Genomic DNA, 25,504 nt, shown 5'->3' with positions numbered 1-25,504 from the left:
CTTACAACATCGAGCACGGCCTCTACCACTGAGCTACAGACGCGCAGCGGCTGAACGGAGCCCCCTGTCAGGATTGAACTGACGACCGCTCGCTTACAACATCGAGCACGGCCTCTACCACTGAGCTACAGACGCGCAGCGGCTGAACGGAGCCCCCTGTCAGGATTGAACTGACGACCGCTCGCTTACAAGGCGAGTGCTCTACCACTGAGCTAAGGAGGCGGGAAAGCGGTTGTCATCATAGCCCGATACGCCGTCCGCATCACAACGGAATCCGCGTTCGGCACCGAACGCGACCGTACCGGCCCGACAACCGCTTTCGAGCGAAGCGAGATCGAGCATGTGCCGTTCGCGGCCCAGCTCATAGCCGAGTGGCCGCCGCGTCCGCGACGAAGTCGCGAGCGGCGGTCACTCGGACGGGAGCCGTCAAGGAGCCGCGAACACGCCGCGCCGGAGGCGCGGCAGGTCAGACAGAGCCCTGACGAGCCGCGTCGTCCGCGGCCATGGCGTCGCGCAGGCTCTTCGGACGCATGTCGGTCCAGTTCTTCTCCACGTACTCGACGCAGGCGGCGCGGCTGTCCTCACCGAACACGACTCGCCATCCGGCTGGAACCTCTGCGAAGGCCGGCCACAGGGAATGCTGTTCCTCGTCGTTGACCAGGACGAAGAAGCGGCCGTCTTCATCATCGAAGGGGTTGGTGCTCAATTTCACCTCACTGGATACTGGCGCTATGTACGGGATCGCTCCTGGTTCGCACGGTGCCGGGTTGCTTCCAACCTCTGGCGCCGACAGACCCGAGCGTTGTTTCGACACTAGCAAGCAAGACGTTACGCCTGGGCGGTTACCTATGCCCGCACCTCGGCCGACTCGCAATCAGGACGCAAAGAAGTCCAGGAGAATCTTGTTCACCGCCTCCGGCCGCTCCAAATATCCGAAATGCCCGGCGTCCGGTACCTCCTGGTACCGCGCACCCGGAATGACCTCGGCGATCTCCCTGGACAGATACGGCGGAATCATCCGGTCGTCGGCGAATCCGACCGAAAGACATGGCACCCGGATCGCCCGGTAGGCCTGCACCCGGTCGAAATCGTGATCCATCCTGCGCTGGGCGCGAATGCCTGGCGAGACCGGCCCGCCGGTGAACTCGAACAGGTCGAGCCAGTCGCGCGCGGCGTTCGGCTCGGCCATGGTCGCAGGCGAGAGATTCATGACCGCGGTGATCGCCGCCTCGTATTTCGGCGGCAGTGTCACCCCGCCCGCGTCGAGTTCGTGTTCACCGAGCGAGAGCGTCTTCTGGAACTGGTCCAGCCGCCCGTGCCCGGCCATGAACACGGCCTTGCGGACCAGGTCGGGGCGGGCCAGGGCCAGCTCCTGCGCCACACGCGCCCCCATCGAGGTGCCCACCACCAGCGCCGGGCCCTCGTCCAGGAATTCGATCAGGGCGGCGGTGTCGGCGGCCAGCTCGTCGATGGTCATGCCGGAGGCGGCCTCGAAGGACGGCGCGATCCCGCGGTTGTCGAACGTGCACACCCGGTAACCGGCCGCGACCAGGGCCGGAACCTGGTGCAGCTCCCACACCCGGCCGGGACTGCCGGTGCCCATGATCATGACCACCAGCGGCGCGGAGCCCTTGGCGCGGTCACCCTTCACCTGATAGTTGAGGGAAATCCCGTTCACCGTGGCCAGCGGCATGTCGACCCTTTCGTGGAGTTGGTGCTGCGCTCCCCACGGTATAGGGACCAGCGAGGAAGGCACGTCGACCGGGGTGTCCTGGCGGCGCGCGCCGCCATTGCGCCAACGCCCCGGCGGGCGCGCCTCCCAGCGTCGCATACCATTGACTTTTCGCAGGGTAAGAGCGCACGAGCCGGGAGGACTTGACGATGGCCGCGAAGGGCAGCGCCAACGACATTGCGGACGACGATCTGGAACCACTCGCCGACGAAACGGCGCGTCAGGCGCAGCGAGTGGTCGCGGCCTACGCCGAGGACGCGGACGAATGCCGGATGTTGTTGTCTATGTTGGGTATTGGACCGAACGCTCGAGGCGAATAATCTCGTTCTCGACGCCAACGGCGACGTCGACTACACAACTCCAGCGGGATACAGCAACGCGCAAAGGATGCGTGAGTGGACCAGATGAATCCGTCCGACGACTCCGAGCACGCCAGAGACACCTCGACTGCTGACGCCGCGGCGGAAACCACCGGCTCCGGTACTGGCTCCGGTTTCGTCGTCGTCGCCAACCGGCTCCCGGTCGACCTCGAACGACTGCCCGACGGCAGCACCAGGTGGAAACGCAGCCCGGGCGGTCTGGTGACCGCGCTGGAATCGGTCTTGCGCAACAACAAGGGGGCGTGGGTCGGCTGGGCGGGCGTTCCCAACGTCGACGTGGATCCGATCATCGAGGACGGCCTCGAACTGCATCCGGTCCCGTTGTCGGCCGACGAGGTGGCCGACTACTACGAGGGCTTCTCCAACGGCACGCTGTGGCCGCTGTACCACGACGTCATCGTGCGGCCGGTCTACGACCGCAGGTGGTGGAGCGCCTACGTCACCGTGAACCGGCGCTTCGCCGAGGCCACCGCCAAGGTCGCCGCCGAGGGCGCGACGGTGTGGGTACAGGACTACCAGCTCCAGCTGGTGCCCAAGATGCTGCGCATGCTGCGTCCCGACCTCACCATCGGGTTCTTCCTGCACATCCCGTTCCCGCCGGTCGAGCTGTTCATGCAGATGCCGTGGCGCACGGAGATCGTGGAGGGCCTGCTCGGCGCCGATCTCATCGGCTTCCACCTGCCCGGCGGCGCGCAGAACTTCCTTTATCTGGCGCGCAGGCTGGCCGGTCAGCCGACCTCGCGCGGGTCGGTCGGCGTGCGCTCCAAGCTCGGCGTCGTCCAGGTCGGTTTCCGCACGGTGCGAGTCGGCGCGTTCCCGATCTCCATCGCCTCCGCCGAGCTGGACGAGCACTCCAGGCGCAGATCGGTGCGCGAGCGCGCCGCCAAGATCCGGGCCGAGCTGGGCAACCCGAAGAACATCCTGCTCGGCGTCGACCGGCTGGACTACACCAAGGGCATCGATATCCGTCTCAACGCGCTCGAGGAGCTGCTCGTCGAGGGCCGGATCGATCCCGCCGACACGGTCATGATCCAGCTGGCCACGCCCAGTCGCGAGCGGGTGGAGAGCTACATCCAGATGCGCGGCGACATCGAACGCCAGGTCGGCCGGATCAACGGCGAGTTCGCCCGGGTCGGCTACCCGGTGGTGCACTACCTGCACCGTCCGATCCCGCGCGACGAGCTGGTCGCGTTCTTCGTCGCCGCCGACGTGATGCTGGTGACGCCGCTGCGCGACGGCATGAACCTCGTCGCCAAGGAGTACGTCGCGTGCCACAGCGGGCTCAACGGCGCCTTGGTGCTGAGCGAGTTCACCGGCGCCGCGTCGGAACTGCGGCAGGCGTACCTGTGCAATCCGCACGACCTGGACGACGTGAAGGACGCCATCGTCGCGGCGTTGGAGGACGAGCGCGACGTCAAACGCAGGCGGATGCGTTCGCTGCGCAGGCAGGTGCTGGCGCACGATGTTGATCGCTGGGCGCGGGCCTTCCTCGACGCGCTGGCGCAGGACCAGGTCGCGGGCAGCGCGCTGCTGACCGACGACGATGTCTATCCCGAGGACCGCTGAGTCCGACGTTCACAGGAATCACCCAGCTTCGGTCCAGGAAGTTCGCAGGCGAACAGCGGACGATGAAGCCATGAGTGGCGCCCCCGTGCAGCAGACACCCGAGGCCAGGGTGCTGGTGGTCGACGACGAGCCGATGATCGTCGAACTGCTCGCGGTGAGTCTGCGCTATCAGGGCTTCGAAGTCGACACCGCGGCCGACGGCGCGCAGGCGCTGGACAAGGCGCGCAGCTTCCGTCCGCAGGCGCTGATCGTGGACGTGATGATGCCCGGCATGGACGGCTTCGGCCTGCTGCGCAGGTTGCGGGCCGACGGCATCGACGCGCCCGTGCTGTTCCTGACCGCGCGCGACGACGTGCAGGACAAGATCACCGGCCTCACCCTCGGTGCCGACGACTACGTCACCAAGCCGTTCAGCCTGGAGGAAGTGGTGGCCCGGCTGCGGGTGATCCTGCGCCGCGCCGGGCACGCCGCGCCGCAGCGGGAAAGCTCGCGCCTCCGTTTCGAGGACATCGAACTCGACGACGACACCCACGAGGTGTGGAAGGCGGGCGAGCCGGTCGCGCTGTCGCCCACCGAGTTCACACTGCTGCGCTACTTCATGGTCAACGCGGGCACCGTGCTGAGCAAACCGCGCATCCTCGACCACGTCTGGCGCTACGACTTCGGCGGCGAGGTCGGCGTCGTGGAAACCTACGTCTCCTACCTGCGCAAGAAGGTCGACACCGGCGATACCCGGCTGATCCACACGCTGCGCGGCGTCGGCTACGTGATGCGCGCGCCCCACCGCAAGAGCGGTTCATGAGCCGGGGCCGGATCGTCGGCGCGCGCGCGAAGGTTTCCGGCTGGCTGTCCGCCGTTCCGCTGCGCGTGACGCTGATGGTTCTGCTGGTGCTCACGGCGGGGCTCGGCTTGCTCGTCTCCGGCATGGTGGTCACTTCGGCCCTGGAACAGCAGCTGACCGCCCGTACCGACCAGCAGTTGCGCGGAGGCGCGATGGAATGGTCCCGGCGTGGGCCGCCGCCACCGGTGCTGCCGCCCGACCCACGCCACGCCCCCAGCCAGTTCTGGGTGCGTTCGATACGCACCGACGGGCGCGCGTTCCTCATCCCGGCGTTCGCCGTCGACGCGGAGCCGGTGCTGCCTGCCACGCCGCCGACGGGCCCGTACACCGTCGACTCCGCGAACGGAGGAGCGATCCGGTGGCGGGTGCTGACGCTGCGCACACCGGAGGGCACGACGACAGTGGCGCTGCCGCTCACGCAGAACACCGACACGGTGCACCGGCTCGTGGTGCTGGAGCTGATCGTCGGGGCGGTCGTCCTGGCCGTGCTGGCGGTGCTCGCGTACTTCATGGTGCGGCGCAGCTTGCGGCCGCTACGCCGAGTGGAGAGCACCGCCGCGGCCATCGCCCAAGGCGACCTGCACCGCCGGGTGCCGGTGCGCGACACCAACACCGAGGTCGACCGGCTGTCCAGATCGCTGAACGGGATGCTGACGCAGATCCAGCGCGCGTTCACCGCGACCGCCGCGTCCGAGGAGGCGGCCCGCCGGTCCGAGGACCGCATGCGCCGTTTCATCGCCGACGCCAGTCACGAGTTGCGCACCCCGTTGACGACGATCCGCGGGTTCGCGGAGCTGTATCGGCAGGGCGCGACCGACGATCCCGCCGCGTTCATGGACCGCATCGAGCGCGAATCCCAGCGGATGGGCGTGCTCGTGGAAGACCTGCTGATGCTCGCGCGGCTGGACGCGCAGCGCCCGCTGGAACTCGGCCCGGTGGACCTGCTCGCCGTCGCCAGCGACGGAGTGCACAACGCGCGCGCCGTGGTCTCCGCCGGGCACGCCGACGGGCCCGTCCGCACCATCGAGCTGCGGATCGAACCGGGCGAGGGGACGCTCGAGGTGATCGGGGACGAGGCGAGGCTGCGCCAGGTACTGAGCAATCTGCTGAACAACGCCCTCACCCACACCGCGCCCGACGCGAAGGTGACGGTATTGCTCACCCCCGGCCCCGACGATGTGCTGCTCGAAGTGGCGGATACCGGTCCAGGACTGACAGCGGAGGACGCCGAGCGCGTCTTCGAGCGCTTCTACCGTGCCGACACCTCCCGCGCCCGCAGCAGCGGCGGCACGGGTCTCGGCTTGTCCATCGTGCAAGCCCTGGTGACGGCGCACGGCGGCGAGGTGGGCGTGCGCAGTACGCCCGAGGCCGGGACGACGTTCACGGTGCGGCTGCCGCGCACAGTGTCATCGGAATCGGCCTAGCGAATCCAGCGGACCGGCGTCAGACCGGCGTCACCGCCGACACCAACCAGTGCGAATCGGACTTCGTCAAGGAGACGCGTACCCGGCTGCCCGTGGTGGTGCCCTGCGGGGTGTCCTTGCTCGTCATCACCTGGTTGAGGAACAGCAGGACCTGCGCGTGCGAGCGGTCGGCGGAGATGACGCCGGCCGCCTGGGTGGTCGCAGTGACGGTGAGCTGCTTCTCCTTGGCGCCGGGAGCGATCTGCTTCTCGATCAGCGTCAGGTAGTCGGCGCGGAAGTCACCGCTGAGGTTGTCGGCGGATTTGCGCAGCTCGGTGTCCACGGTCTGCGGGTTGTAGGTGAACATGGCCTCGAGAGTGCGGCCCGCCGTCGCGACCGCGTCCTTGCGCGATTGCTCGGCCTGCCGGTCATCCCAGTAGCGGTAGCCGTTCACGCCGCCGACGACCGCGGCCGCCGCGACGACCACACCGAGGACCGCTAGCAGGATCTTGGCGCGAATGCCGTTCATACTCATGCTGTGTCCTCTCCGGCATGAACGGGGCCCTGCGTGGTCACGCTCCGCTGCCGCCTCCGGGCCTGACCGTTCATGCTGTGTCCGACTCCGGCATGAACGGGGCCCTCCGTGGTCACGCTCCGCTGCCGCCTCCGGGCCTGACCGTTCATGCCACGAACTCCACGTTGGACACCGACAGCCCCGAATCGCCGCGCGACACGGTGACCCGGAACCGGTAGTACCTGGTCTGCGGCTCGGCCTGGCCCGCGTTGGTCAGCGTCTGCTTGGCGGCGACCAGCACCCGTCCGGAGCGATCGTCGTCGCTTTCCAGCGCGGCCTCGACGATCTCGCCGCTGGAGACCACTTTGGCCTGCTGCACGATGCTGGTGAACGGGTCGACCCGGCCGTCGAACTCGGTCTTGAACTCCCCCGAGGCCAGCGAGAGGATCCGGTCGATGTCCTGCTTGGCCGTATCCGCGCGGATGGTGGTCAGGTTGACGATCGCCTGCCTGGCGGTTTCCACGTATTCGGCTCGGCGCTGGTCACGTTCGTGGGTCGCGTGCGTCGCGACAACCGACACGACCGCACCGGCCACGAGCGCCACGACCAGCAAGGCCGCGGCGGCCGCGGCGAGGACACGCGGGACTCCGCGCCGTTTGTTCCCTTCGGGCTCGGCCGGTGTTGCCTCGGAGTCGGGTTCGGCGTCGGTTTTCGTCACGGATACCTTCGCCGCATCGACGCTCGAGTCGTCCGTGACCGGCGCCGAAGCGGACGAGACTTCCGGCTCGGCCGCGACCGAACTCGTACCGCCGTCCGCGACGCCGGTTTCGGTCGCGGCGGCAGGGTCCTTCGCGACCACGGTCCGCACGCCACCGGTCGCGTTCTCCTCGACCGGCGGCCCGGCCGAGCGCACCGCACGCCGTCGCGCGCGGTGACCTTCTCCGTTGCTCTCACTCATCGTTGCTGCTCCTCGAGCATCGCCTGCCAGCTCGACGGTACCGCGCCCGAACCGCCCGGTCCGATATCGCCCTGTCGGTAGGTACGCCCGTCGGTGCCGATGTACACGCCGGTGGCCGGGTCGTACGACCGTGCGGCGGCTGGTGTGCCGCCACCGTAACTCGCGGGTGCGACGACCGGGGGCTCGCTCGCGGGCGCGGCGGCGGGCGCCACCGGACGCGGCGGCCCGAACGGCGGGTTGTCACCGATCGGAACGTACCCCGTGCGGCACAGTTCCGGCGTCGGGGCGCGCACACCGGGCACCTCGGCGCACGGCGTGTTGCGGATGCCGCGCACCGCTTCGGGTGCGTCCTGTGGAACCTTGCAGTACAGGCCCGGCGGCGTGTCCGGGGTGTCGAGCTCGCTCGGCGAGCGCCGCTGGTCGGGCGGGAGGAAGCCGGTCGTGCACGCGGGCGGGTCGTTGACCAGCGCCATGAAGTCGACCAGCGCGCCGTATTCCAGCGGACCGCGGACGGCGGTCAGCAGCGCGGCGACCAGCGGCGGATACACCACCAGGATCTGCTCCAGCCCCGCGTGATACGTGACGGCGACCTGACCGACGCTGACCAGATTCGACAGCAGCAGCGGCAGCGTCGGGCGCAGGTCCTCGAACAGGTTGGTCACCCGCTGCATCGACGACGGGCCCTCGCGCAGGATTCCACGCAGCGCGGGGTCGTGACCGCGTAACTGGTCGGTGACCGTCGCGAGATCGGCGGTCCAGGAACGGATCGCGGCGTCCGAGCGGGTCTGGGTGTCCAGCAGCGGCCCGATCCGGTCGAGCAGCTGTTTCGTCGGTTCCGCGTTGGCCTGCGCTTCCTGCACCAGCAACGACGCGGAATCGATGAACCGTTGCAGATCCGGTCCCGCGCCGTTGAACGCGAGGAACGCCTCGTCGATGACCTGTTTCAGCCGGGTGTCCGCGACGCTCGACAGCAGCCGGTCGGCCTGGTCGAGCAGCGCGCCGACCTCTTGCGGCAGCTTGGTGCGCTCCACCGGGATCACGCTGCCGTCGCGCAGGTTTCCGCCCGTGCGGTTCTGCGCGGGCACCAGGTCCACGTACTGCTCGCCGACCGCGGAGACGCTGCGCACCCACGCGTCGACATCCGAGGGAATCTTGTAGTCGCTGGCGATGGACAGCTTCGCGTCCACGCCGACCGGCGTCAGCCGGACCTCCTTCACCACACCGACGTTCGTGCCGCGATAGGCGACGTTGGCCGTCGGGTAGAGACCACCGGTCGCGGCCAGCCGCACGGTGACCTCGTAGCGCCCGATGCCGAACATCGCCGGCAGTTTGACGTAGGTGCCGCCCATGACCACCAGGCCGATCACCGTCAGCACGGAGAAGATGATCAGCTGGGTACGGACGAACCGGGTGAGTGTCACTGTCCCGGACCCCCTTGCGGCGCGGTGTTGCCCGGCATGGGCACGGTCAACCCGGGAATGGCGGGAATGCCGGGGATCGGCGGGAGTCCCGGGATGGTCGGGGCGGGCTGGCTCGCCGCGGGCGGCGGCGCCTGCAACGGACCCGTGGCCGGGTCGCCGTTCTGCGCTGCCGTGCCGGGCGCGAAGCTGCCGAGCGCGCCTTCCACGCCGCCGAACCGTCCGCCCAGCGGCGTTCCGGTGAGGAAGTTCGAATCCAGCCGCTTGCCGGTGATGTCCACGGTCATGAACAGGTTGAGGTAGTCACCCTTGATCGCGTGGTCCAGGTTCTTCATCGGGAACGGGAAGGTGGCCAGGATCTTCAGCGCCTCGGTCAGATCGCTGCCGGTGTCCGACAGCGACTTCAGCACCGGCACGAGGCTGTGCAGGTTGGCCTTCAAGTCGTCGCCGCTCGCCGCGACGATGCGCCGCACGACGTCGCTCAGCTCGCCCAGCGCGGTGATCGCCCTGGTGATGTTCGCGCGGCGATCGGCCAGCACGGTCAACGCCGGATGGATCTGCTCGATCGCCTCCGCCACCACGTCGCGCTGCTCGGCGAGCTGACCGCCGAGCCGGTCCAGTCCGCTCATCGCGGCGATGATGTCGCCGGTCTGGCGGTCCAGGTTCGTGGTCAGCTCGTTCAGCTGCGGCAGCAGGTCCCTGATGGCGTCCTCCCGCCCGGTGAGCGCGGAATTCAGCTCGTGGGTGATGGTTTCCAATTGCGCGACGCCACCGCCGTTGAGCACCACCGACAGCGACGACAGCACCTGCTCGGTGGTCGGATAGGTTCCGGCACGCGCGAGCGGGATGACGTCGCCAGCCTTCAACTGGCCTTCGGGGGGCTGATCGGTCGGCTCGGAGAGCTCGAGATGGTTGGAGCCGAGCAGACTGGTCTGCCCGATCTTGGCGACGGCGTTCGCGGGCAGGTGCACGTCCGGGTTCAGCGAGACGGTGACCAGCGCGTGCCAGTCCTCCACCTCGATCTTCGAGACGGTGCCGACCGCGACGTCGTGCACCCGCACCGGCGAATTCCTGGTCAGCGTGGTGACGTTCGGCATCTGGACGCGCACCTCGTAGGAGCCGGGTGCGGTCCCCTCGGTGCCGGGCATGGGCAGCGAATTCAGTCCGTCCCACTGACAGCCCGTGACGCCGAGCGCCACCGCCAGCCCCGCCGCGACGGCGGCGGTGCGGCGCATCCGCCGCCTCGGCATCATCGCCCTCCTCCTGTCAGGCCCGGGATGGCCAGCCCGGCGAGGCCGTCCGGGATGCTCACCGGAGCGGGCTGCGGCTGCGCCGGATTCTGGCTCGCCACCCGCCCGGCCAGGCTGGGATCGGAGTACACCAGCTGGTCGGGAAACGCGGTCACGCCGCTGGCCGGGTTCGTCATGATCGGCACGTAGTTCATGCTCAGGCTGTTGATCACGGGCGCGAGGTATTGCGCGCACAGGTCGGCGCTGCGATCGGAGTCGTTGGTCTCCAGCGCGCGGACCGAGCCGCACAGGAAGCCGAGCGGGTCGGCCGGGTTGTTCAGCGCGATCGCGCCGGTCAGGGTGCCTTGGGCCGGTTTGTAGATCTGGTAGAAGTTCACCAGCGCGGTCGGGCCGGAGTGCAGGACGCGTTCCAATTCCGGTCGCTTGTCGACCAGCACTTGGGTGGCGTCGGCCAGCCGCTGCACGCCCTCGGCGAGTTCCGCTCCGCTGCCCGCGATGAACCGGCGCACGTCGACGATCGCCGCGTCCAGGTTGTCCAGGCCCGCGCCGAGATCCGAGGAGACCCCGGCCAGCACCGAGGACACCGACGCGAGCCTGCCTTCGAACTGCACGATCTGCTCGTTGCTCGCCGACAGCACGTCGACGAACTTCTGCAGGTTGCGCACGGTGCCGAACAGGTCGGTGCGGCCGTCCGACAGCGTGTTCAAGGTGGCCGACAGCTCCCGCAGGGTGTCGCGGAACCGCTGTCCGTTGCCGTCGAGGTTGTTCGCGGCGGTGTCGACGAAGCGGCCGAACGACCCCTGTTTGTCGTCGCCGACCGGGCCGAGCGCGGTGGCCAGCTTGGACAGCTCGGCCTTGATGTCGTCCCATTCGACCGGCACCGCGGTGTGCTCGATCGGGATCACGCTGTTGTCCTTCAATTTCGGACCGCCGGTGTAGGCGGGCGCGATTTGGATGAAACGCGCCGAGACCAGCGAAGGCGAGATGATCACCGCTTTCGGGTCGGCGGGGACGTCGACTCCGCGATTCAGGGTCATGGACACCTTCACCCGATCCGCGCCGGGCTCTATCGCGTCGATGCGGCCGACCTTGACGCCGAGCACCCGCACGTCGTCGCCCGCGTACAGGCCGGATGTGGAGGTGAAATAGGCGGTGACCTTGGTGGTCCCGATCCGGGTTATGCCGTTCCACGCGACGGCGACCACGAGCGCCGCGACGACCACTCCGGCCAGCACCAACGCCCAGCGAGGTAGTTTCCGTACGATATTCACCGCGGCGGCTCCTGTATCGCGGGTTCGATCGATGGGGACGGCGTGAGGTAGCTCTGCAGATCACTCGGCAGGTGCTGCGGCCACACCAGCGCGTCCACCAGCGGTTGCAGCGTCTTGCTCGCCGCGTTGATCACGTAGGCCTGGAAGTAGGGACCGCTGCCGACCTGCTCACCCAGGGCCGCGGCGAACGGTCCGAGCCCGTCCAGCGCGTCCGCGAGATTCTGCTTGTTGCGCTGCAACAGCGCCAGCACCGAATTCAGTTTGTCCAGGGCGGGTTTCAGCTGCGCCTCGTTGTCGGCGACCAGGCCGGAGAGCTGCTGGGCGAGTCCGTTGACGTAGACGATCAGCTGCCCGAGGGCGGTGCGCCGCCGGTCCAGCTCGCCGAGCAGTTCGTTGCCGTCCAGCAGCAGCGCGCTGATCTGGTTGCCCCGGTCGGCGAGGATCTTCGTCACGTTCTGCGCCCGCTTCAGCAAGTCCGTCAGCGCTTGATCGCGCGCGTTGATGCTGCGGGAGAGCGCGGTGACGCCGTCCAGCGCCGAGCGCAACGGCGCGGGCGTGTCGGCGAAGGTCGCCGAGAGCGCGTCGAGGGTCTGGTCGACCCGGTCCAGGTCCAGGTCGTGCACCGTGCCCGCCAGGTCGCTCAGCGCCTCGTTGAGCGAATACGGCGATGTGGTGCGCTCGAGCGGGATGGTGTCGTCGACGCGCAGCGCGCCGGTGCCCGACGGCGTCAGCTCCAGCGACTTGCGGCCGAGCACCGTGTTGGTCTTGATCGCCGCCGAAGTCTTCTCACCGAGCACGATCGACTCCGCGAGAGTGAACCGGACGAGCACTTTCGCGCCGTCCAGGCTGACGTCCTCCACGCGACCGGATCGAACGCCCGCCACTTGGACCGGGTCGCCGGGCAGCAGGCCGCCCGCGTCGGCGAAGTAGGCGGTGAACGTCGCGCCGGAACGGATGAACGGCAGCCGGTCGAATTGCAGGGCCGACAGCGCCACCGCCACGGCGAGCACGAGGCCGACGATGCCGATGGTGATGGCGGGTGATCGCTGCTCTTTCATCGGTTGTCCGCACACCTTCCGGTCGTCTGCGCCCCGGGCATGTTGATCTTCATCGTCTGGCCGTTCGGGCCGTCCACCAGGAAGTTCGTCGAGCAGACGTAGAGCTGGAGGAAGGAGCCGTATGAGCCGATGCGGATCAGCTGGCGATAGGTCGACGGCAGCCGGTCCAGCACCCACTGGACCGTGTCCGACCCGGCGTCGAGATTCGTGGCCAGACGCCCGGTCTGCTCGATGGTGCCCCGCAGATCGGGGCGGGCTTGGGAGAGCAGATCGGTCAGGTCGCCGGTAGCGCCTGCGATGCGCGGGATCGCGTCGCCGATCTGGTCCTTGTCGGCGGCCAATCCGCTGATCAAGCGTTGTAATTCGGCGATCGTGGTGGCGAACTGGTCGCCGCGCTCATCGATGGTCTGCAGGACCGCGTTGAGGTTGTTGATCACGCTGCCGATCAGGGCGTCCCGGTCGGCGAGCGTCTTGGCGAACGAGCCGCCGCTGTTGAGCAGCGACACCAGCGTGCCGCCTTGGCCCTGGAAGATCTGCAGCAGCGCGTTGGTCAGGTCGTTCACCTGGCCGGGGTCGAGTCCGCGCAGCAGCGGCCGGAAACCGCCGAGCAACATGTCCAGATCGAGGGCGGGCGCGGTCTGTTCCTTGGCGATGGTGCCGCCCGGCTGCAAGACGCGGTTGGAGCCGGGGCCCTCCGACAGCTCGAGATAGCGGTCGCCGACCAGGTTCTCGTATTTGATCGCCGCACGAGTGCTGGTGAGCAGCCGGTACTTGCGGTCGACATCGAACTCGACGTGCGCGAGATAGTCCTTGCCGACCTTCACCGACTTGACGGAGCCGACCGGCACGCCCGCGATGCGCACCTTCGCCCCGGGCAGCATGCCGGAGGAACTGGTGAACACGGCGTGGTAGCCGTTCTCCCGCGCGAAGCGCATCTGACTGAACACGACCGCCAGGCCTGCGAAGATCAGCGTCATCACCAGGGTGAAGATGGCCAGTTTGACGGTGGTCGCGGTGTTCTTCACGGGCGCGGCACCCCCGGTAGTCCGGCGAACAGGATCTGGAAGATCTTCGGCGGGTTGACACTCAGTGTCGTCGACGGTGTGTACACATGCCCCTCCGAGGTGTCGGTGACGACATAGTCCGAGTGGCTGCCCGGCACCCGGTCCAGGATGCCTCCGCACTGCGGGCCGCCGGTCGCGTTGACCTTGGGCAGATCCTCCGGGTAGGTGTACGGCTTCGCGCCGTACATGAAGCCGGTGTTCAGCGCGACGCCTTCCTGCAAGCCACCGAAGACCGCCTCACCCATCGGCAGCGCCTTGCCAAGGCCGCCGATCAGGCAGTACAGCGCGGGCGCGTACTCGTCGAGCAATCCGGTGGTCGGGCGCAGCAGATCCAGCGCCGTGCCGAGCTGATTCTCGTTGTCGCGCAGGACCGATCCGGTGGTGTCGGCCAAGCCGGTGAGGTTCACCAGCACGTTGTCCAGGCTGTCCTGTTCCTGGGTCAGGGTCTTGCTGGTGACCGTGAAGTTGTCCACGGTGCGCAGCAGGTCGTTCACCGAGTCCGCGTACAGGTCGGTGACCTGGCCGGTCTTCGCCAGATCCTGTTGCAGCGTCGGCAGATACGGGTTGATGTCGCGCAGGTAGGCGTCGCTCTGCTCGAGCAGTTCGCCCAGTTTCTCCCCGCGGCCCTGTAGCGCGGTGCCCAGCGCGGACAACGTCGCGTTCAGCTTCTCCGGCTCGATCTTGGCGAGCACGTCGGACAGGTGCTGGAACAGCGTGTTGAACTCGACGGTCACCCGCTGCGCGGTGACGACCGCGCCAGGTTGCAGCGAAGTGGTCGCCGGCTGCTGCGGGACGATGAAGTTGACGTACTTCGCGCCGAACACCGTGGTGGACCTGATGTCGACGTCCGCGTTGGACGGCACCAGCTTCAGCAGTTCCGGATCGAGGGCCAGCTTCAGCCTGGCGCCCTCGTCGGTGTGGTCGACCGAGGCCACCCGGCCGATCTCCACACCGCGCACCTTCACCTTGGCGTCCGGGTCCAGCACCAGGCCGCTGCGCGGCGCGTCCACCGTCACGGTGGCGGTGGGCGTGAACCCGCCGACGAACATGATCAGCGCGACCGCCATGATCGCGACCAGCGCCAGCACCATCGCCGCTCCGGCCAGTTTCAGGCCGAGCCCGCCGCGCAGCGCCCGCACCAGGCGGTTTTCCGTTTGCTTCGATTCCGCCATGTCGCTTATCCGGAGAGATGGAAGTTGCCGGAGGTGCCGTAGATGGCCAGCGAGATCAACAAGGTCACCGTGACCACCGCGACCAGCGAGGTGCGCACCGCGTTGCCCACCGCGACACCCACGCCGACCGGCCCGCCCGCGGCGTTGTAGCCGTAGTAGGTGTGGATCAGCATGACCGCCAGTGCCATGAAGATCGCCTGGGCGAAGGACCAGAGGATGTCGCTCGGGATGAGGAACGTGGAGAAGTAGTGGTCGTAGACGCCCGCCGACTGCCCGTAGATCACCACGGTGGCGAACCGGCTGGCCAGGAACGAGGCGATTACCGCCAGCGCGTAGAGCGGGACGATCGCGATCATCCCGGCCAATACGCGGGTGCCCACCAGGTAGGGCACCGGCCGGATCGCCATCGACTCCAGCGCGTCGATCTCCTCGGCGACCCGCATCGCGCCCAATTGCGCGGTCGAACCGGCCCCGATGGTGGCCGCCAGGCCGATGCCGGAGATCACCGGCGCCGCGATCCTGACATTGATGAACGCCGCGAAGAAGCCGGTCAGCGCCTCGACGCCGATATTGCCCAGCGAACTGTAGCCCTGCACGGCGATGGTGCCGCCCGCGAAGAGGGTCAGGAACCCGACGATCACCACCGTGCCGCCGATCACCGCCAGCGCGCCCGTGCCCATGCTGATCTCGGCGATCAGCCGGATGGTCTCGGTCCGGTAGTGCACCAGCGCCCGCGGAATGGCGCCGAGCGCCTGGGCATAGAAAACGGCATGCTTGCCCACCGAATCGAGCGAGTCCGACATCCGGCGCACCCGTCGAACGGTACGGGGGAAGCGGGATTCGATTACGAAGGCCATCGGATCACCGCGCCGTGAACTTGATGCCGACGGCGGTGACCACCACGTTCACGACGAACAAGGCCATAAAAGCGAAGACTACGGTCTGATTCACCGCATCACCGACACTCTTGGGTCCGCCTTTGACATTAAGGCCCAGATAGCAGGCGACCAGTCCGGCGATCAGCCCGAACAATCCGGCTTTCACCTCCGAAATGATCAGCTCGGGCAGATGGGTGAGCAGCGTGATGCCATTGACGAACGCGCCGGGGTTCACGTCCTGCAGAAACACCGAGAACAGAAATCCGCCGACGATGCCGATGGTGCACACCAGGCTGTTGAGCATCAGTGCGACGAACATCGAGGCGAGCACTCGGGGCACCACCAAGCGGTGCACCGGATCGATGCCCAGCACCCGCATGGCGTCGATTTCCTCGCGGATGGTGCGTGCGCCGAGGTCGGCGCAGATCGCGGTCGCGCCCGCCCCCGCGACAATGAGCACGGTGACGATCGGCCCCACCTGGGTGACCGCACCGAACGCCGCGCCCGCTCCGCTGAGGTCGGCCGCGCCGATCTCCCGCAACAGAATGTTCAGCGTGAAGCTCACCAGAACGGTGAACGGAATGGCCACCAGCAATGTCGGCACGATCGATACCCGCGCGATGAACCACGACTGATCGATGAACTCGCGCCATTGAAAGGGTCTGCGCACGCTGGCGCGTGCGACATCGGCGGTGAGTTCGAAGAATCCGCCGACGGCCCGCAACGGCACGGCAAGGACCTCGTTCATCCGCGATCCTCCTTGCTCACCGGCGTACACAGCACACGGCGCGAATCTCACCGTGGCCGCACCGCCGGAACGATTAGAACATGTTCACCGTGTTGCCGGTAGCACTTTTCACACATTTGAAGTGCAATTTTTCGAAAGATCGGCATATAAATTTGGAACCGGTGTCAGCGAGTGATGATCCCACCTTTGTGAGGTGAGGCATAACCCGTCCCTATGTCTACCAAGCACCGATCCCATGATCAACAGTTGGACAGCTGATCAGTTGCGCGCTCGCGGCGGGCCGCCGCGGCTCACCCCAACTCGGTCAGCGAAGAGGCCGAGAAGGTCCGCCCATCGGGGCGATCGGCGAAGTAGCCGCCCAGCGTGTCGGCCAGATCCCGCGGCGACCACTCCCCCGTGGCCGCGTCGAACCGATGCTCGACGACGGGCGCCGCCATGAGCGCCACCATCCCCCCGTAGACGACGAACAGTTGCCCATTGACCGCGTCGGCCGCGGGCGAGGCCAGATAGGCCACGAGCCGGGCCACGTGATCGGGCGACAGCGGATCGGGCTCCCCCTCCGGCGCGGGACTGAACACCGCCTCGGTCATCGCCGTGCGCGCCCGCGGCGCGATCGCGTTGGCGCGCACGCCGTAGCGCGCCAGCGCCCGCGCTGCCGAAAGGGTCAGCGCGGTGATGCCCGCCTTCGCGGCGCCGTAGTTGGCCTGCCCCTCCGGACCCAGCAAGCCGGCCTCCGAGGAGGTGTTGACCAACCTGCCGTAGACCGGCGCGCCCGCCTGCTTCGACTTGCCGCGCCAGTAGGCGGCGGCATTGCGCGACAGCAGGAAATGGCCGCGCAGGTGCACCGCGAGCACCGCGTCGAAGTCCTCGTCGGACATGTTGAACAGCATCCGGTCGCGGGTGATGCCCGCGTTGTTGACCACGATGTCGACCGAGCCGAACGACTCCTCCGCGGCGCGGATCAGCGCGTCGGCGGTGGCGCGCTCGGCGATGCTGCCCGCGACGAACTCCGCCTTGGCGCCGAGCGCCCGGATCGCGCCGAGCGTGTCGGCGACCGCGTCGGACTCGGCGAGGTCGTTGACCACCACGGACGCGCCGGCTTCGGCCAGCGCGAGCGCTTCGGCCCGCCCAAGTCCGGCGCCGCCGCCGGTCACGATCGCTACTCGGCCCGCCAGACTCAGATCATTGCTCACGCGGCCGACTCTAGAACGTGTTCCAACTTACGGCAAGAGTCCTTCACTGCAGCCGCAGCGCCGCCTTGGGGCACTGCGCGACGGCATCCTGGACATCGGCGAGCCGATCGGCGGGCACATCGGCGTTCGCGATGTGCAGCACGTCCTCGTCATCGAGTTCGAACACGTCGGGGGCGATTCCGACACATATTCCATTAGCTTCGCACTGGTCTGGATCGACACTGATCTTCATGGCAACTCCTTTACCACCACTCTGGCCGAAGCCTAACAAGCCGATCCGCTCCACCGGGGCGTCATCGGGAGGATTCAGTATCAATACTGGAACATGTTTCAGTCCATATGCAATGATCGGGGGAACCCGATCCAACGAAGCATGAGGTATAGCCATGCGCATTGCGTACACGCCGCAACAGGAGCAGCTGCGCGCGGAACTGCGCGACTACTTCGCGCGGCTCATCACCCCCGAGCGCCGGGAGGCCCTGAGCGCGCAGACCGGCGAGTACGGGCAGGGCAACGTCTACCGCGAGGTGGTCCAGCAGATGGGCCACGACGGCTGGCTGGCGCTGGGCTGGCCCAAGGAGTACGGCGGCCAGGATCGCCCCACCATGGATCAGCTGATCTTCACCGACGAGGCCGCGGTCGCGGGCGCGCCGGTGCCGTTCCTGACCATCAACTCGGTGGCGCCCACGATCATGCACTACGGCAGTGAGGAGCAGAAGAAGTTCTTCCTGCCCAAGATCGCGGCCGGTGAACTGCACTTCTCCATCGGCTACTCGGAGCCGGGCGCGGGCACCGATCTGGCCAGCCTGCGCACCACCGCGGTGCGCGACGGCGACGACTACGTGATCAACGGCCAGAAGATGTGGACCAGCCTGATCGCCTACGCCGACTACGTCTGGCTGGCGGTGCGCACCGACCCGACCGCCAAGAAGCACAAGGGCATCAGCATGCTCATCGTGCCGACCACCGCCGAGGGCTTCTCCTGGACGCCCGTGCACACCATGGCTGGGCCGGACACCAGCGCCACCTACTACCAGGACGTGCGGGTGCCCGCGAGCGCGCTGGTCGGCCAGGAGAACGGCGGCTGGGCGCTGATCACCAATCAGCTCAACCACGAGCGCGTCGCGCTCACCTCGGCCGCGCCGCTCGCGCTGGCCCTGCGCCAGACCGTCGAGTGGGCGAGCAACACCAAGGCCGGTGACGGCTCCCGCGTGATCGATCGCGAATGGGTGCAGCTCAACCTGGCCAAGGTGCACGCCAAGGTCGAGTACCTCAAGCTGCTGAACTGGGAGATCGCCAGCCGGGCCGACGCGGGCGGCGACGCGGCTCCGCGCCCGTGGGATGCCTCCACCTGCAAGGTGTACGGCACCGAGCTGGCCACCGAGGCGTACCGGTTGCTCATGGAGGTGCTCGGGCCGCAGGCCTACCTGCGCCAGGACTCCCCCGGCGCGGAACTGCGCGGCCGTCTGGAGCGCATGCACCGCGCCGCGCTCATCCTGACCTTCGGCGGCGGCACCAACGAGGTGCAGCGCGACATCATCGCCATGACCGCCCTCAAGCAGCCTGCCGCGGCGCGCTGATCGAAAGCAGGTAGAACGCTATGGATTTCACCCCCACCGAAGCCCAACTCGATCTCGGCCGGCTGACCGGCGAGGTGTGCGGCAAGCTCGTCACCGCCGACCGGCTGCGCGAACTCGACACCGCAGACGAGCGATTCGATCAGCAGCTGTGGAACTCGCTGGCCGAGACCGGCGTGCTCGCGGCCGCGCTGCCCGAGGCGGTCGGCGGCAGTGACCTCGGCTCGCTCGAGCAGACCGCCATCCTGCGCGAGCTGGGCAAGCACCTCGCGGCCGTGCCGTACCTGTGGTCGATCGCGCTCGGCGCGGGCGCGCTGGCGCGGTTCGGTTCCGCGGCGCAACAGGAGCTGGCCACCCGGGCGGGCGCGGGCAGCGTCATCCTGACGGTCGCGCTGGCCGAGGAGCGCAACTGGGAACCCGCCGCACCCACCACCACCGCGGTGGAGACCGAGGACGGCTGGCGGCTGACCGGCGCGAAGACCACCGTGCCCTTCGCGAACCGGGCCGAGCGAATTCTGGTGCCCGCCACCGTCTCAGGGATCACCGCGGTGTTCCTGGTCGATCCCGCGGCGGCGACCGTGACCGCGCAGCAGGTGGTCGACCGTAGCCCCGAATTCGCGGTCGAACTCACCGATACCCCCGCCGAACTCGTCGGCACGGTGGACAGTGGCGTGGAGATCCTGGACTGGATCCTCACTCGCGCCTGGCTCGGTCTGAGCGCCCTACAGCTCGGCACTCTGGAACGGGCGCTCGAGCTGGTCGCCGACTACGCCAGGGAGCGTGAGCAGTTCGGCAAGGCGGTCGGCAGCTTCCAGGCGGTGGCGCAGCGGCTCGCCGACGCCTACATCGACGTCCAAGGCCTGCGCCTGGCGGTCACCCAAGCGGCATGGCTGCTGTCGGAGGACCTGCCCGCCGCCGAAGCGGTGCACACCGCCAAGTTCTGGGCCGCCGACGCGGGCCACCGCGTCGCGCACACCGTCGTCCACGTGCACGGCGGCGTCGGCATCGACCGCGACCACATCGCGCACAACTACTTCACCGCCGCCAAACACAACGAGTTCGCCCTCGGCGCGGGCACCGACCACCTCCGCGCCCTCGGCGCGTTGCTGGCAGGCTGAGCGCGGCACGGCAGACCGATCGGCCCGCACGACAGCACGTCGTGCGGGCCGATTTCGTTGCGCGCTGATTTCACTCAGTCGGGATGGACGTCAGGTAGCGCTGGAGGGTGGGCGCGACCTCGGCGATGATCTGGTCGCGGGTCAGGGCTACGACCGGGGGCAGGCACAGGACATAGCGGCACAGGGCGAGGCCGAGCATCTGCGTGACGATCAGACCTCCCCTGCGTGGAGCGTCGGCGGGAGCCCCGAAACGCAGGACGGCGGGCAGTATCTGCTGGGTGAAGATGGCGCGGACGCGTTCGGCCACGGCCTCGTCGGTGATCGACGAGCGCAGCAGCGTCAGCAGCACCTCCCTGTTCGGCTGCTCTTCCCAGATCTCGAAGAAGCGGCGCACCAACTGCTCGCCCAGGGTGTCCGGGTCCGCGGAGCCGAGGTCGGGCAGATCGAGACGGACGTCGACCGCCGCCGCGAAGAGGCCGTCTTTGCTGCCGAAGTACCGCATGACCATGGACGGGTCTATGTCCGCGTCCGCGGCGATGGCGCGGATGGTCGCCTTGCGGAAACCTTCGGCGGCGAATCGGGCACGGGCCGCTTCCAGAATCGCCGCACGCGTCGCGTCCGAGCGCCGAGCGGGGGCTTGATCAGGCTCTACGGTCATGCCAACAAGTGTAGGCCAACAACTGTTGACTTACTAGCGCGGCCCGCGCTACGGTTATGTCAACAAACGTTGGCCTACAAACGTTGACCTGAGGAGTTCCGATGAACGCCACCCCGAACCCGCTGCCCGCCGCCACCTCCGTCGTGATCGTCGGCGCGGGTCCCGCCGGACTCACCGCCGCCATCACCCTGGCCGACGCGGGGGTGGATTTCGTCCTGCTGGACCGGCTGAGCGAAGGCGCGAACACCTCGCGCGCCGCGGTCGTGCACGCCAGGACGCTGGAAGTGCTCGAGCAGCTCGGCATCGCGGACGAACTGGTGGCGACCGGCGACATCGTCGCGCGCTTCACCGTCCACGACGGCGGGCGCACCCTGGCGACCATCGGGTTCGACGGGCTGCCGACCCGCTACCCCTACACCTTGATGACACCGCAGGACACCACCGAGGCGGTGCTGCTGAAGCGACTGCGGCAGGCGGGCGGGGAGGTCCAGCGCCCGTACCAGGTCACCCGGGTGGCGGAGGAGAACGACGGCGTCACGGTCGAATACACCGACGAGGCGGGCGCGCCGGGCAGCATCCGCGCGGACTACGTCATCGGAACCGACGGCATGCACAGCATCGTCCGCGAGCAGGCGGGCATCGGATTCACCGGCGCGACCTACCCGGAATCCTTCGTCCTCGCCGACGTGCGGATGGACTGGCCGATCGCGCGCGACGAAGTGGCCCTGCACCTCTCACCGGAGGGCGTCATGGTGGTCGCGCCGCTGCCCGACGAGAAGGAGCCGAACCGCTTCCGCGTGGTCGCCACCCTGGAAACGGCGCCCGAGCACTCGACCTCGGAGGACATCCAGAAGCTTCTGGACGCCCGCGGCCCCGGCGGCACGGTGCGCGTGCACGAAGTGCTGTGGAGCTCGCGCTTCCGCGTGCACCACCGCGTCGCCGACCACTACCGCAGCGGCCGCATCCTGCTCGCGGGCGACGCCGCCCACGTGCACAGCCCGGCGGGCGGCCAGGGCATGAACACCGGCATCCAAGATGCCGCCACCCTCGGCCCGCTGCTGGTTCGCGTGCTGGCCGGCGAGCCGGACACCTTGCTGGATGACTACGAAACCACCCGCCGCCCTGTCGCGCTGGGCGTCGTCTCGTTCACCGACCGCATGACCAAGATGGCCACCCTGCGCGCACGCCCCGCCCGCACCGTACGCAACCTGGTCCTCAGCACCCTGTCCCGCATCCCCACCTTCCGCCACCGCCTCGCCTACCAACTGTCCGAACTCGCCAATCGCTGAACTACTTCAGAAGTCGCGTAGGCTAGGAACATGACCGCGAGAAGTTTTCCCTTCAGCGACTTGATTCGTAAACAGACGTCGGTGTTTCCCGCCTTGGACGACGCCGACGTCATCCTGGAGCGCCGCGACGCGGAGAATCTCGTGCTGTCTCGCTCGGAGCGGTTCGAGGCCAAGGAGGCCGCGACGCGGCTGCTCGCCCGCACCCTCGCCATCATCGCCCGATCGAATCGGTCCTTGGCGGAAGAGGTTTTCGCCGAAGAGCTGCCCTGGCTGAAATGGCTACCCGAGACCGGACGCACCGAAGCGGTGAGCGAACTGCTGGACCAGCTCATCGCCGGTGCGGACACCGGATTGTTCATTCCGTTCGCCCGCGATCTGGCCGCTTGGCGGAGCACCGCCGAGATCTACGCGCAACCAGAACTCGCCCGCCGACTGACCGGGCCGTTCGACCCGGCGGACTTCACCGAGGTCACACGGCCGGGAACGGCGGAATGAAGCTGCACCGAGGTGATGAGGTACCGCGCCCCAATCCGTGGCGCGTTGTCGTGCACAGCTCGAATGCCGCGCGTGGTTGGGCCGAACTGTTGGCCCAGGCCCCGGGAAACCTCGATCGAGCATGGGTCGACATCACCAGCGATCCTCGAAGCATGGCGAATCCTTCGCGGCAGCATCGACTGAAGTATGAGCTCAAATCGGTCAAACTCGGCGGCGCGGAATTGGAGCAATGGCAATACGAGATCACCGGAGGCGGCCGGATCTGGTACGCGATCGATGACGCCAACCGCACCCTCTACCCGACACTCGCCGGTACGAGGCATCCACGGCAGACCGATCGGCCGCGCTGATGCCGTAGTGGCCGGCCACCCCGCGAGGCGCGGTGGCCGGCCGTGCGGTCAGACTGCTACTTCGCGCTCGCCACGGCGTTGTCGTCGGCGGGACGGGAGAGGGCCTGTTCCTTGGCCCAGCGGTAGTCGGGCTTGCCCGCCGGAGAACGCTTGATCTCGTCGACGAACCACAAGCTGCGGGGGAGTTTGTACGGCGCGATCTCCTGGGTGAGCATGGGGCGGAGCTCTTCCAGGGTGGGGCGGGACTCGCCGCGGCATTGCACGACCGCGACCACTCGCTGGCCCCAGCGCTCGTCGTCGATGCCGACCACGAGCGCGTCGAAGATCTCCGGGTGGGTCTTGAGCGCGCCCTCGACCTCCTCGGGGTAGATCTTCTCGCCGCCGCTGTTGATGCTGACCGAGCCGCGGCCGAGCATGGTGACCGTGCCGTCCTCCTCGACGCGGGCGAAGTCGCCGGGGATGGCGTAGCGGACGCCGTTGAACTCCTTGAAGGTCGCCGCGGTCTTGACCTCGTCCTTGTAGTAGCCGAGCGGGATGTGCCCGCGCCGGGCCAGGATGCCGACCGCACCGGAGCCGGGCTGCACGGGATTGCCGTCCTCGTCGAGCACCTCGGTGGACGCGTCGATCTTCACGCGCGGCCCTCCGGTGTGCGTCGCGCCCTTGGCGACGATGGCGATACCGCCGAAACCGGTCTCCGAGGAGCCGATCGAATCGGAGATCATCCGGTTGGGCAACAGCTCGAGGAACTGGTCCTTGAGCGCGGGCGAGAACAGCGCCGCGCTGCTGGCCATCACGTACAGGCTCGAAAGATCGTAGGGCTGACCGGTTTCCGGATTGCCCTCGATCAGCGCGTCGAGCATCGGGCGGGCCATGGCGTCACCGGTGATGAAGATCAGATTGATCTTGTGCTGATCGATGGCCTGCCACACGCCGTGCCCGGAGAACTCCGGAAGCATCACGGCTTTGCCGCCGCCGAACAGGCTGTGGAACGTGGCCCACTGCGCTCCGCCGTGGATCATCGGCGGGATCGGGAACCGCACCATCGGCGGGCTGCCAGCACCGACCTTGGCCAGCTCCCACTCGTCCTGGACGTATTCGCCGGTGATGAAGTTGATGCCCGCGCCGAGTACGCGCCACACGTCCTCCTGGCGCCACATCACGCCCTTGGGCATGCCGGTGGTGCCGCCCGTGTAGACCATGTACAGGTCGTCCGGGGAACGCTCGCCGAAGTCGCGCTCGCCCGAGGACTGCGCGATCACCGCCTCGTATTCCACCGAATCCGCTGCGGTGGCGATCGTGCCGGTCGTATCGTCATCGACGACGATGACGGTGCGCAGCTGCGTGGTCTTGGAACGAACGGCGGCGACCCGGTCGCTGTAGCGCCGCTCGTGAATCAGCGCGACCATGTCCGAGTTGTCGAAGATGTACTGCAACTCGTTCTCGACGTATCGGAAGTTCACGTTGATCATCACGGCCCGCGCCTTGAAGACCGCGACCATGGCCTCGACGGCCTCGATCGTGTTGCGTGAGTAGATACCCACCTTGTCGCCCGGCTGGACTCCCTGTTCTTGCAGGTAGTGAGCGAGACTGTTGGCCCGCTCCTCCAACTGGGCGTAGGTGACCTCGCGGCCGTCGTCGGCCAGCGCGACGCGGTCGGGCATCAGGTCGATGGCATGTTCGACAAGGTCCGCTATGTTGTAGCTCACAGTCATAAAAATAGAACGTGTTACTGTTTCTGACAAGGCTCGAAGTCAGGAGAATCAGCGATGCCGCACTGCCTCGTCGAGAAGCGCGACCACGTCCTCATCGTCACCATGAACCGGCCCGAGGCGCGCAACGCGCTGTCCGGCGAGATGATGGCGATCATGAAAGACGCCTGGAACCAGGTGGACGACGATCCGGACATCCGGGTCGCGATCCTGACCGGCGCGGGCGGCGCGTTCTGCGCGGGCGCCGATCTCAAGGGCATGACCTCCGAGCACCCCGGCGACACCATCGACGGCGGCGGCTGGAATCCGGCCAAGCTCGAGGCGCTGCTCAAGGGACGCAGGCTGACCAAGCCGCTGATCGCGGCGGTCGAGGGCCCCGCCATCGCGGGCGGCACCGAGATCCTGCAAGGCACCGACATCCGCGTGGCCGGGGAGAGCGCGAAATTCGGCGTTTCCGAGGCGCGTTGGGGCCTGTTCCCGCTGGGCGGCTCGGCGGTGCGGCTGGTCCGCCAGATCCCTTACACCGTCGCCGCCGAGATTCTGCTCACCGGACGGCACCTGACCGCCGCCGAGGCCAAGGAGATCGGCCTGATCGGGCACGTGGTGCCGGACGGCACGGCGCTGGACAAAGCGCTGGAGATCGCGGGGCAGATCGCCGCCAACGGCCCGCTGGCCGTGCAGGCCATCCTGCGCACCATCCGCGAGACAGAGGCCATGCCGGAGGAGGACGCCTTCCAGATCGACGCCAAGCTCGGCATGTCCGTATTCCGCTCGGCCGATGCCAAGGAAGGGCCGCGCGCGTTCGCGGAGAAGCGCAAGCCCTCTTTCACCGGAAACTGAGTTCCCGGATCGAGCCCTACGC

Annotated in this window: 26 protein-coding genes and 1 tRNA gene; 10 read left to right on the top strand and 17 right to left on the bottom strand. The window is 67.9% G+C overall.

The features are described 5' to 3' along the window. Positions 1 to 150: 150 nt before the first annotated feature. The 3 genes from ABZW96_RS21080 to ABZW96_RS21070 all read right to left on the bottom strand — a co-directional run bounded on the left by ABZW96_RS21080 (position 151) and on the right by ABZW96_RS21070 (position 1,693). Positions 151 to 222: transfer RNA gene (locus tag ABZW96_RS21080), tRNA-Thr, on the bottom strand. 244 nt (positions 223 to 466) lie between these two features. Next, positions 467 to 706, bottom strand: coding sequence for an MbtH family protein (locus ABZW96_RS21075; RefSeq protein WP_067795192.1), 240 nt, complete (start codon positions 704 to 706; stop codon positions 467 to 469). 168 nt (positions 707 to 874) lie between these two features. Further along, the gene (locus ABZW96_RS21070; protein WP_355077054.1) at positions 875 to 1,693 is read right to left on the bottom strand and encodes an alpha/beta hydrolase; all 819 of its coding nucleotides are present in this window, start codon (positions 1,691 to 1,693) and stop codon (positions 875 to 877) included. Positions 1,694 to 1,881: 188 nt separating this feature from the next. Here ABZW96_RS21070 and ABZW96_RS21065 point away from each other — a divergent pair, with 188 nt between their 5' ends. The 4 genes from ABZW96_RS21065 to ABZW96_RS21050 all read left to right on the top strand — a co-directional run bounded on the left by ABZW96_RS21065 (position 1,882) and on the right by ABZW96_RS21050 (position 5,943). After that, entirely contained in the window at positions 1,882 to 2,052 is a 171-nt protein-coding gene (locus ABZW96_RS21065) for a hypothetical protein (RefSeq protein ID WP_169334155.1), read from the top strand. A gap of 84 nt (positions 2,053 to 2,136) precedes the next feature. Next, positions 2,137 to 3,678, top strand: a complete 1,542-nt coding sequence (locus ABZW96_RS21060) for a trehalose-6-phosphate synthase (RefSeq protein ID WP_355077052.1) — start codon at positions 2,137 to 2,139, stop codon at positions 3,676 to 3,678. A gap of 70 nt (positions 3,679 to 3,748) precedes the next feature. Beyond that, complete coding sequence (locus tag ABZW96_RS21055; protein ID WP_067795068.1) at positions 3,749 to 4,480, top strand: response regulator transcription factor; 732 nt, start codon at positions 3,749 to 3,751, stop codon at positions 4,478 to 4,480. Next, a complete protein-coding gene (locus tag ABZW96_RS21050; protein ID WP_355076915.1) occupies positions 4,477 to 5,943 on the top strand; it encodes a HAMP domain-containing sensor histidine kinase in 1,467 nt (488 codons plus the stop codon). Before ABZW96_RS21055 ends, ABZW96_RS21050 begins: the two co-directional genes overlap by 4 nt. A 19-nt stretch (positions 5,944 to 5,962) precedes the next feature. On the opposite strand, the gene ABZW96_RS21045 is transcribed toward ABZW96_RS21050, so the two are convergent. The 12 genes from ABZW96_RS21045 to ABZW96_RS20990 all read right to left on the bottom strand — a co-directional run bounded on the left by ABZW96_RS21045 (position 5,963) and on the right by ABZW96_RS20990 (position 17,678). Further along, entirely contained in the window at positions 5,963 to 6,457 is a 495-nt protein-coding gene (locus ABZW96_RS21045) for a h domain protein (protein ID WP_355076913.1), read from the bottom strand. A 145-nt stretch (positions 6,458 to 6,602) separates the two neighbouring features. Continuing rightward, the gene (locus tag ABZW96_RS21040) at positions 6,603 to 7,394 is read right to left on the bottom strand and encodes a hypothetical protein (protein ID WP_355076911.1); all 792 of its coding nucleotides are present in this window, start codon (positions 7,392 to 7,394) and stop codon (positions 6,603 to 6,605) included. After that, positions 7,391 to 8,815: an MlaD family protein gene (locus ABZW96_RS21035; protein ID WP_355076910.1), complete on the bottom strand. Its 1,425-nt coding sequence runs from the start codon at positions 8,813 to 8,815 to the stop codon at positions 7,391 to 7,393. The genes ABZW96_RS21040 and ABZW96_RS21035 overlap by 4 nt, the downstream gene beginning before the upstream one ends. Continuing rightward, positions 8,812 to 10,065 (bottom strand): MCE family protein, encoded by a 1,254-nt coding sequence (locus ABZW96_RS21030; RefSeq protein WP_355076909.1) that lies wholly within the window; start codon positions 10,063 to 10,065, stop codon positions 8,812 to 8,814. Before ABZW96_RS21030 ends, ABZW96_RS21035 begins: the two co-directional genes overlap by 4 nt. Next, a complete protein-coding gene (locus ABZW96_RS21025) occupies positions 10,062 to 11,333 on the bottom strand; it encodes an MCE family protein (protein WP_355076907.1) in 1,272 nt (423 codons plus the stop codon). The genes ABZW96_RS21030 and ABZW96_RS21025 overlap by 4 nt, the downstream gene beginning before the upstream one ends. Beyond that, positions 11,330 to 12,391: an MCE family protein gene (locus ABZW96_RS21020; RefSeq protein WP_355076906.1), complete on the bottom strand. Its 1,062-nt coding sequence runs from the start codon at positions 12,389 to 12,391 to the stop codon at positions 11,330 to 11,332. Before ABZW96_RS21020 ends, ABZW96_RS21025 begins: the two co-directional genes overlap by 4 nt. Continuing rightward, positions 12,388 to 13,416, bottom strand: coding sequence for an MCE family protein (locus tag ABZW96_RS21015; RefSeq protein WP_355076905.1), 1,029 nt, complete (start codon positions 13,414 to 13,416; stop codon positions 12,388 to 12,390). The genes ABZW96_RS21020 and ABZW96_RS21015 overlap by 4 nt, the downstream gene beginning before the upstream one ends. Further along, positions 13,413 to 14,627: an MCE family protein gene (locus ABZW96_RS21010; protein WP_355076903.1), complete on the bottom strand. Its 1,215-nt coding sequence runs from the start codon at positions 14,625 to 14,627 to the stop codon at positions 13,413 to 13,415. Before ABZW96_RS21010 ends, ABZW96_RS21015 begins: the two co-directional genes overlap by 4 nt. Before the next feature lie 5 nt (positions 14,628 to 14,632). Further along, positions 14,633 to 15,484, bottom strand: a complete 852-nt coding sequence (locus ABZW96_RS21005; RefSeq protein ID WP_355076901.1) for an ABC transporter permease — start codon at positions 15,482 to 15,484, stop codon at positions 14,633 to 14,635. 4 nt (positions 15,485 to 15,488) lie between these two features. Next, a complete protein-coding gene (locus ABZW96_RS21000) occupies positions 15,489 to 16,253 on the bottom strand; it encodes an ABC transporter permease (RefSeq protein WP_355076899.1) in 765 nt (254 codons plus the stop codon). Positions 16,254 to 16,543: 290 nt separating this feature from the next. Continuing rightward, a complete protein-coding gene (locus ABZW96_RS20995; RefSeq protein ID WP_355076897.1) occupies positions 16,544 to 17,446 on the bottom strand; it encodes a 3-oxoacyl-ACP reductase in 903 nt (300 codons plus the stop codon). Positions 17,447 to 17,489: 43 nt separating this feature from the next. Next, positions 17,490 to 17,678: a ferredoxin gene (locus ABZW96_RS20990; protein WP_355076896.1), complete on the bottom strand. Its 189-nt coding sequence runs from the start codon at positions 17,676 to 17,678 to the stop codon at positions 17,490 to 17,492. 154 nt (positions 17,679 to 17,832) lie between these two features. On the opposite strand from ABZW96_RS20990, the gene ABZW96_RS20985 reads away from it, so the two are divergent. Further along, complete coding sequence (locus ABZW96_RS20985) at positions 17,833 to 19,026, top strand: acyl-CoA dehydrogenase family protein (protein WP_355076895.1); 1,194 nt, start codon at positions 17,833 to 17,835, stop codon at positions 19,024 to 19,026. Between the two features lie 20 nt (positions 19,027 to 19,046). Next, a complete protein-coding gene (locus tag ABZW96_RS20980) occupies positions 19,047 to 20,141 on the top strand; it encodes an acyl-CoA dehydrogenase family protein (protein ID WP_355076893.1) in 1,095 nt (364 codons plus the stop codon). Between the two features lie 70 nt (positions 20,142 to 20,211). On the opposite strand, the gene ABZW96_RS20975 is transcribed toward ABZW96_RS20980, so the two are convergent. Continuing rightward, complete coding sequence (locus ABZW96_RS20975) at positions 20,212 to 20,799, bottom strand: TetR family transcriptional regulator (protein ID WP_355076891.1); 588 nt, start codon at positions 20,797 to 20,799, stop codon at positions 20,212 to 20,214. A 101-nt stretch (positions 20,800 to 20,900) separates the two neighbouring features. Between ABZW96_RS20975 and ABZW96_RS20970 the strand changes: the two genes are divergently transcribed. The 3 genes from ABZW96_RS20970 to ABZW96_RS20960 all read left to right on the top strand — a co-directional run bounded on the left by ABZW96_RS20970 (position 20,901) and on the right by ABZW96_RS20960 (position 22,933). After that, complete coding sequence (locus ABZW96_RS20970) at positions 20,901 to 22,088, top strand: FAD-dependent monooxygenase (protein WP_355076889.1); 1,188 nt, start codon at positions 20,901 to 20,903, stop codon at positions 22,086 to 22,088. Positions 22,089 to 22,118: 30 nt separating this feature from the next. Further along, a complete protein-coding gene (locus ABZW96_RS20965; protein ID WP_355076888.1) occupies positions 22,119 to 22,583 on the top strand; it encodes a hypothetical protein in 465 nt (154 codons plus the stop codon). Positions 22,584 to 22,735: 152 nt separating this feature from the next. Further along, the gene (locus ABZW96_RS20960; protein WP_355076886.1) at positions 22,736 to 22,933 is read left to right on the top strand and encodes a hypothetical protein; all 198 of its coding nucleotides are present in this window, start codon (positions 22,736 to 22,738) and stop codon (positions 22,931 to 22,933) included. Between the two features lie 56 nt (positions 22,934 to 22,989). Here the strand turns inward: ABZW96_RS20960 and ABZW96_RS20955 are convergent, their stop codons facing one another. Then, positions 22,990 to 24,639: an acyl-CoA synthetase gene (locus ABZW96_RS20955; protein WP_355076884.1), complete on the bottom strand. Its 1,650-nt coding sequence runs from the start codon at positions 24,637 to 24,639 to the stop codon at positions 22,990 to 22,992. Between the two features lie 60 nt (positions 24,640 to 24,699). On the opposite strand from ABZW96_RS20955, the gene ABZW96_RS20950 reads away from it, so the two are divergent. Then, the gene (locus ABZW96_RS20950; protein ID WP_355076882.1) at positions 24,700 to 25,482 is read left to right on the top strand and encodes a crotonase/enoyl-CoA hydratase family protein; all 783 of its coding nucleotides are present in this window, start codon (positions 24,700 to 24,702) and stop codon (positions 25,480 to 25,482) included. The last annotated feature ends 22 nt before the right edge of the window (positions 25,483 to 25,504 follow it).

It is taken from the genome of Nocardia sp. NPDC004168, from assembly GCF_040610355.1.
In the GTDB taxonomy this organism is placed as follows: Bacteria; Actinomycetota; Actinomycetes; order Mycobacteriales; family Mycobacteriaceae; genus Nocardia; species Nocardia sichangensis.
Note: the sequence above shows the minus strand (reverse complement) of the source record. Positions and strands in the feature narration are given on the sequence as shown.

Bases quoted from the DNA above. Each gene is read 5' to 3' on its own strand.
- ABZW96_RS21020 (WP_355076906.1), bottom strand. From the start codon at position 12,391: ATGAAAGAGCAGCGATCACCCGCCATCACCATCGGCATCGTCGGCCTC.
- ABZW96_RS21045 (WP_355076913.1), bottom strand. From the start codon at position 6,457: ATGAGTATGAACGGCATTCGCGCCAAGATCCTGCTAGCGGTCCTCGGT.
- ABZW96_RS21070 (WP_355077054.1), bottom strand. From the start codon at position 1,693: ATGCCGCTGGCCACGGTGAACGGGATTTCCCTCAACTATCAGGTGAAG.
- ABZW96_RS20950 (WP_355076882.1), top strand. From the start codon at position 24,700: ATGCCGCACTGCCTCGTCGAGAAGCGCGACCACGTCCTCATCGTCACC.
- ABZW96_RS21010 (WP_355076903.1), bottom strand. From the start codon at position 14,627: ATGGCGGAATCGAAGCAAACGGAAAACCGCCTGGTGCGGGCGCTGCGC.
- ABZW96_RS20970 (WP_355076889.1), top strand. From the start codon at position 20,901: ATGAACGCCACCCCGAACCCGCTGCCCGCCGCCACCTCCGTCGTGATC.
- ABZW96_RS21050 (WP_355076915.1), top strand. From the start codon at position 4,477: ATGAGCCGGGGCCGGATCGTCGGCGCGCGCGCGAAGGTTTCCGGCTGG.
- ABZW96_RS21040 (WP_355076911.1), bottom strand. From the start codon at position 7,394: ATGAGTGAGAGCAACGGAGAAGGTCACCGCGCGCGACGGCGTGCGGTG.
- ABZW96_RS21065 (WP_169334155.1), top strand. From the start codon at position 1,882: ATGGCCGCGAAGGGCAGCGCCAACGACATTGCGGACGACGATCTGGAA.
- ABZW96_RS21030 (WP_355076909.1), bottom strand. From the start codon at position 10,065: ATGATGCCGAGGCGGCGGATGCGCCGCACCGCCGCCGTCGCGGCGGGG.
- ABZW96_RS20960 (WP_355076886.1), top strand. From the start codon at position 22,736: ATGGCGAATCCTTCGCGGCAGCATCGACTGAAGTATGAGCTCAAATCG.
- ABZW96_RS21000 (WP_355076899.1), bottom strand. From the start codon at position 16,253: ATGAACGAGGTCCTTGCCGTGCCGTTGCGGGCCGTCGGCGGATTCTTC.
- ABZW96_RS21005 (WP_355076901.1), bottom strand. From the start codon at position 15,484: ATGGCCTTCGTAATCGAATCCCGCTTCCCCCGTACCGTTCGACGGGTG.
- ABZW96_RS20985 (WP_355076895.1), top strand. From the start codon at position 17,833: ATGCGCATTGCGTACACGCCGCAACAGGAGCAGCTGCGCGCGGAACTG.
- ABZW96_RS21055 (WP_067795068.1), top strand. From the start codon at position 3,749: ATGAGTGGCGCCCCCGTGCAGCAGACACCCGAGGCCAGGGTGCTGGTG.
- ABZW96_RS20975 (WP_355076891.1), bottom strand. From the start codon at position 20,799: ATGACCGTAGAGCCTGATCAAGCCCCCGCTCGGCGCTCGGACGCGACG.
- ABZW96_RS21060 (WP_355077052.1), top strand. From the start codon at position 2,137: ATGAATCCGTCCGACGACTCCGAGCACGCCAGAGACACCTCGACTGCT.
- ABZW96_RS20990 (WP_355076896.1), bottom strand. From the start codon at position 17,678: ATGAAGATCAGTGTCGATCCAGACCAGTGCGAAGCTAATGGAATATGT.
- ABZW96_RS20965 (WP_355076888.1), top strand. From the start codon at position 22,119: ATGACCGCGAGAAGTTTTCCCTTCAGCGACTTGATTCGTAAACAGACG.
- ABZW96_RS20980 (WP_355076893.1), top strand. From the start codon at position 19,047: ATGGATTTCACCCCCACCGAAGCCCAACTCGATCTCGGCCGGCTGACC.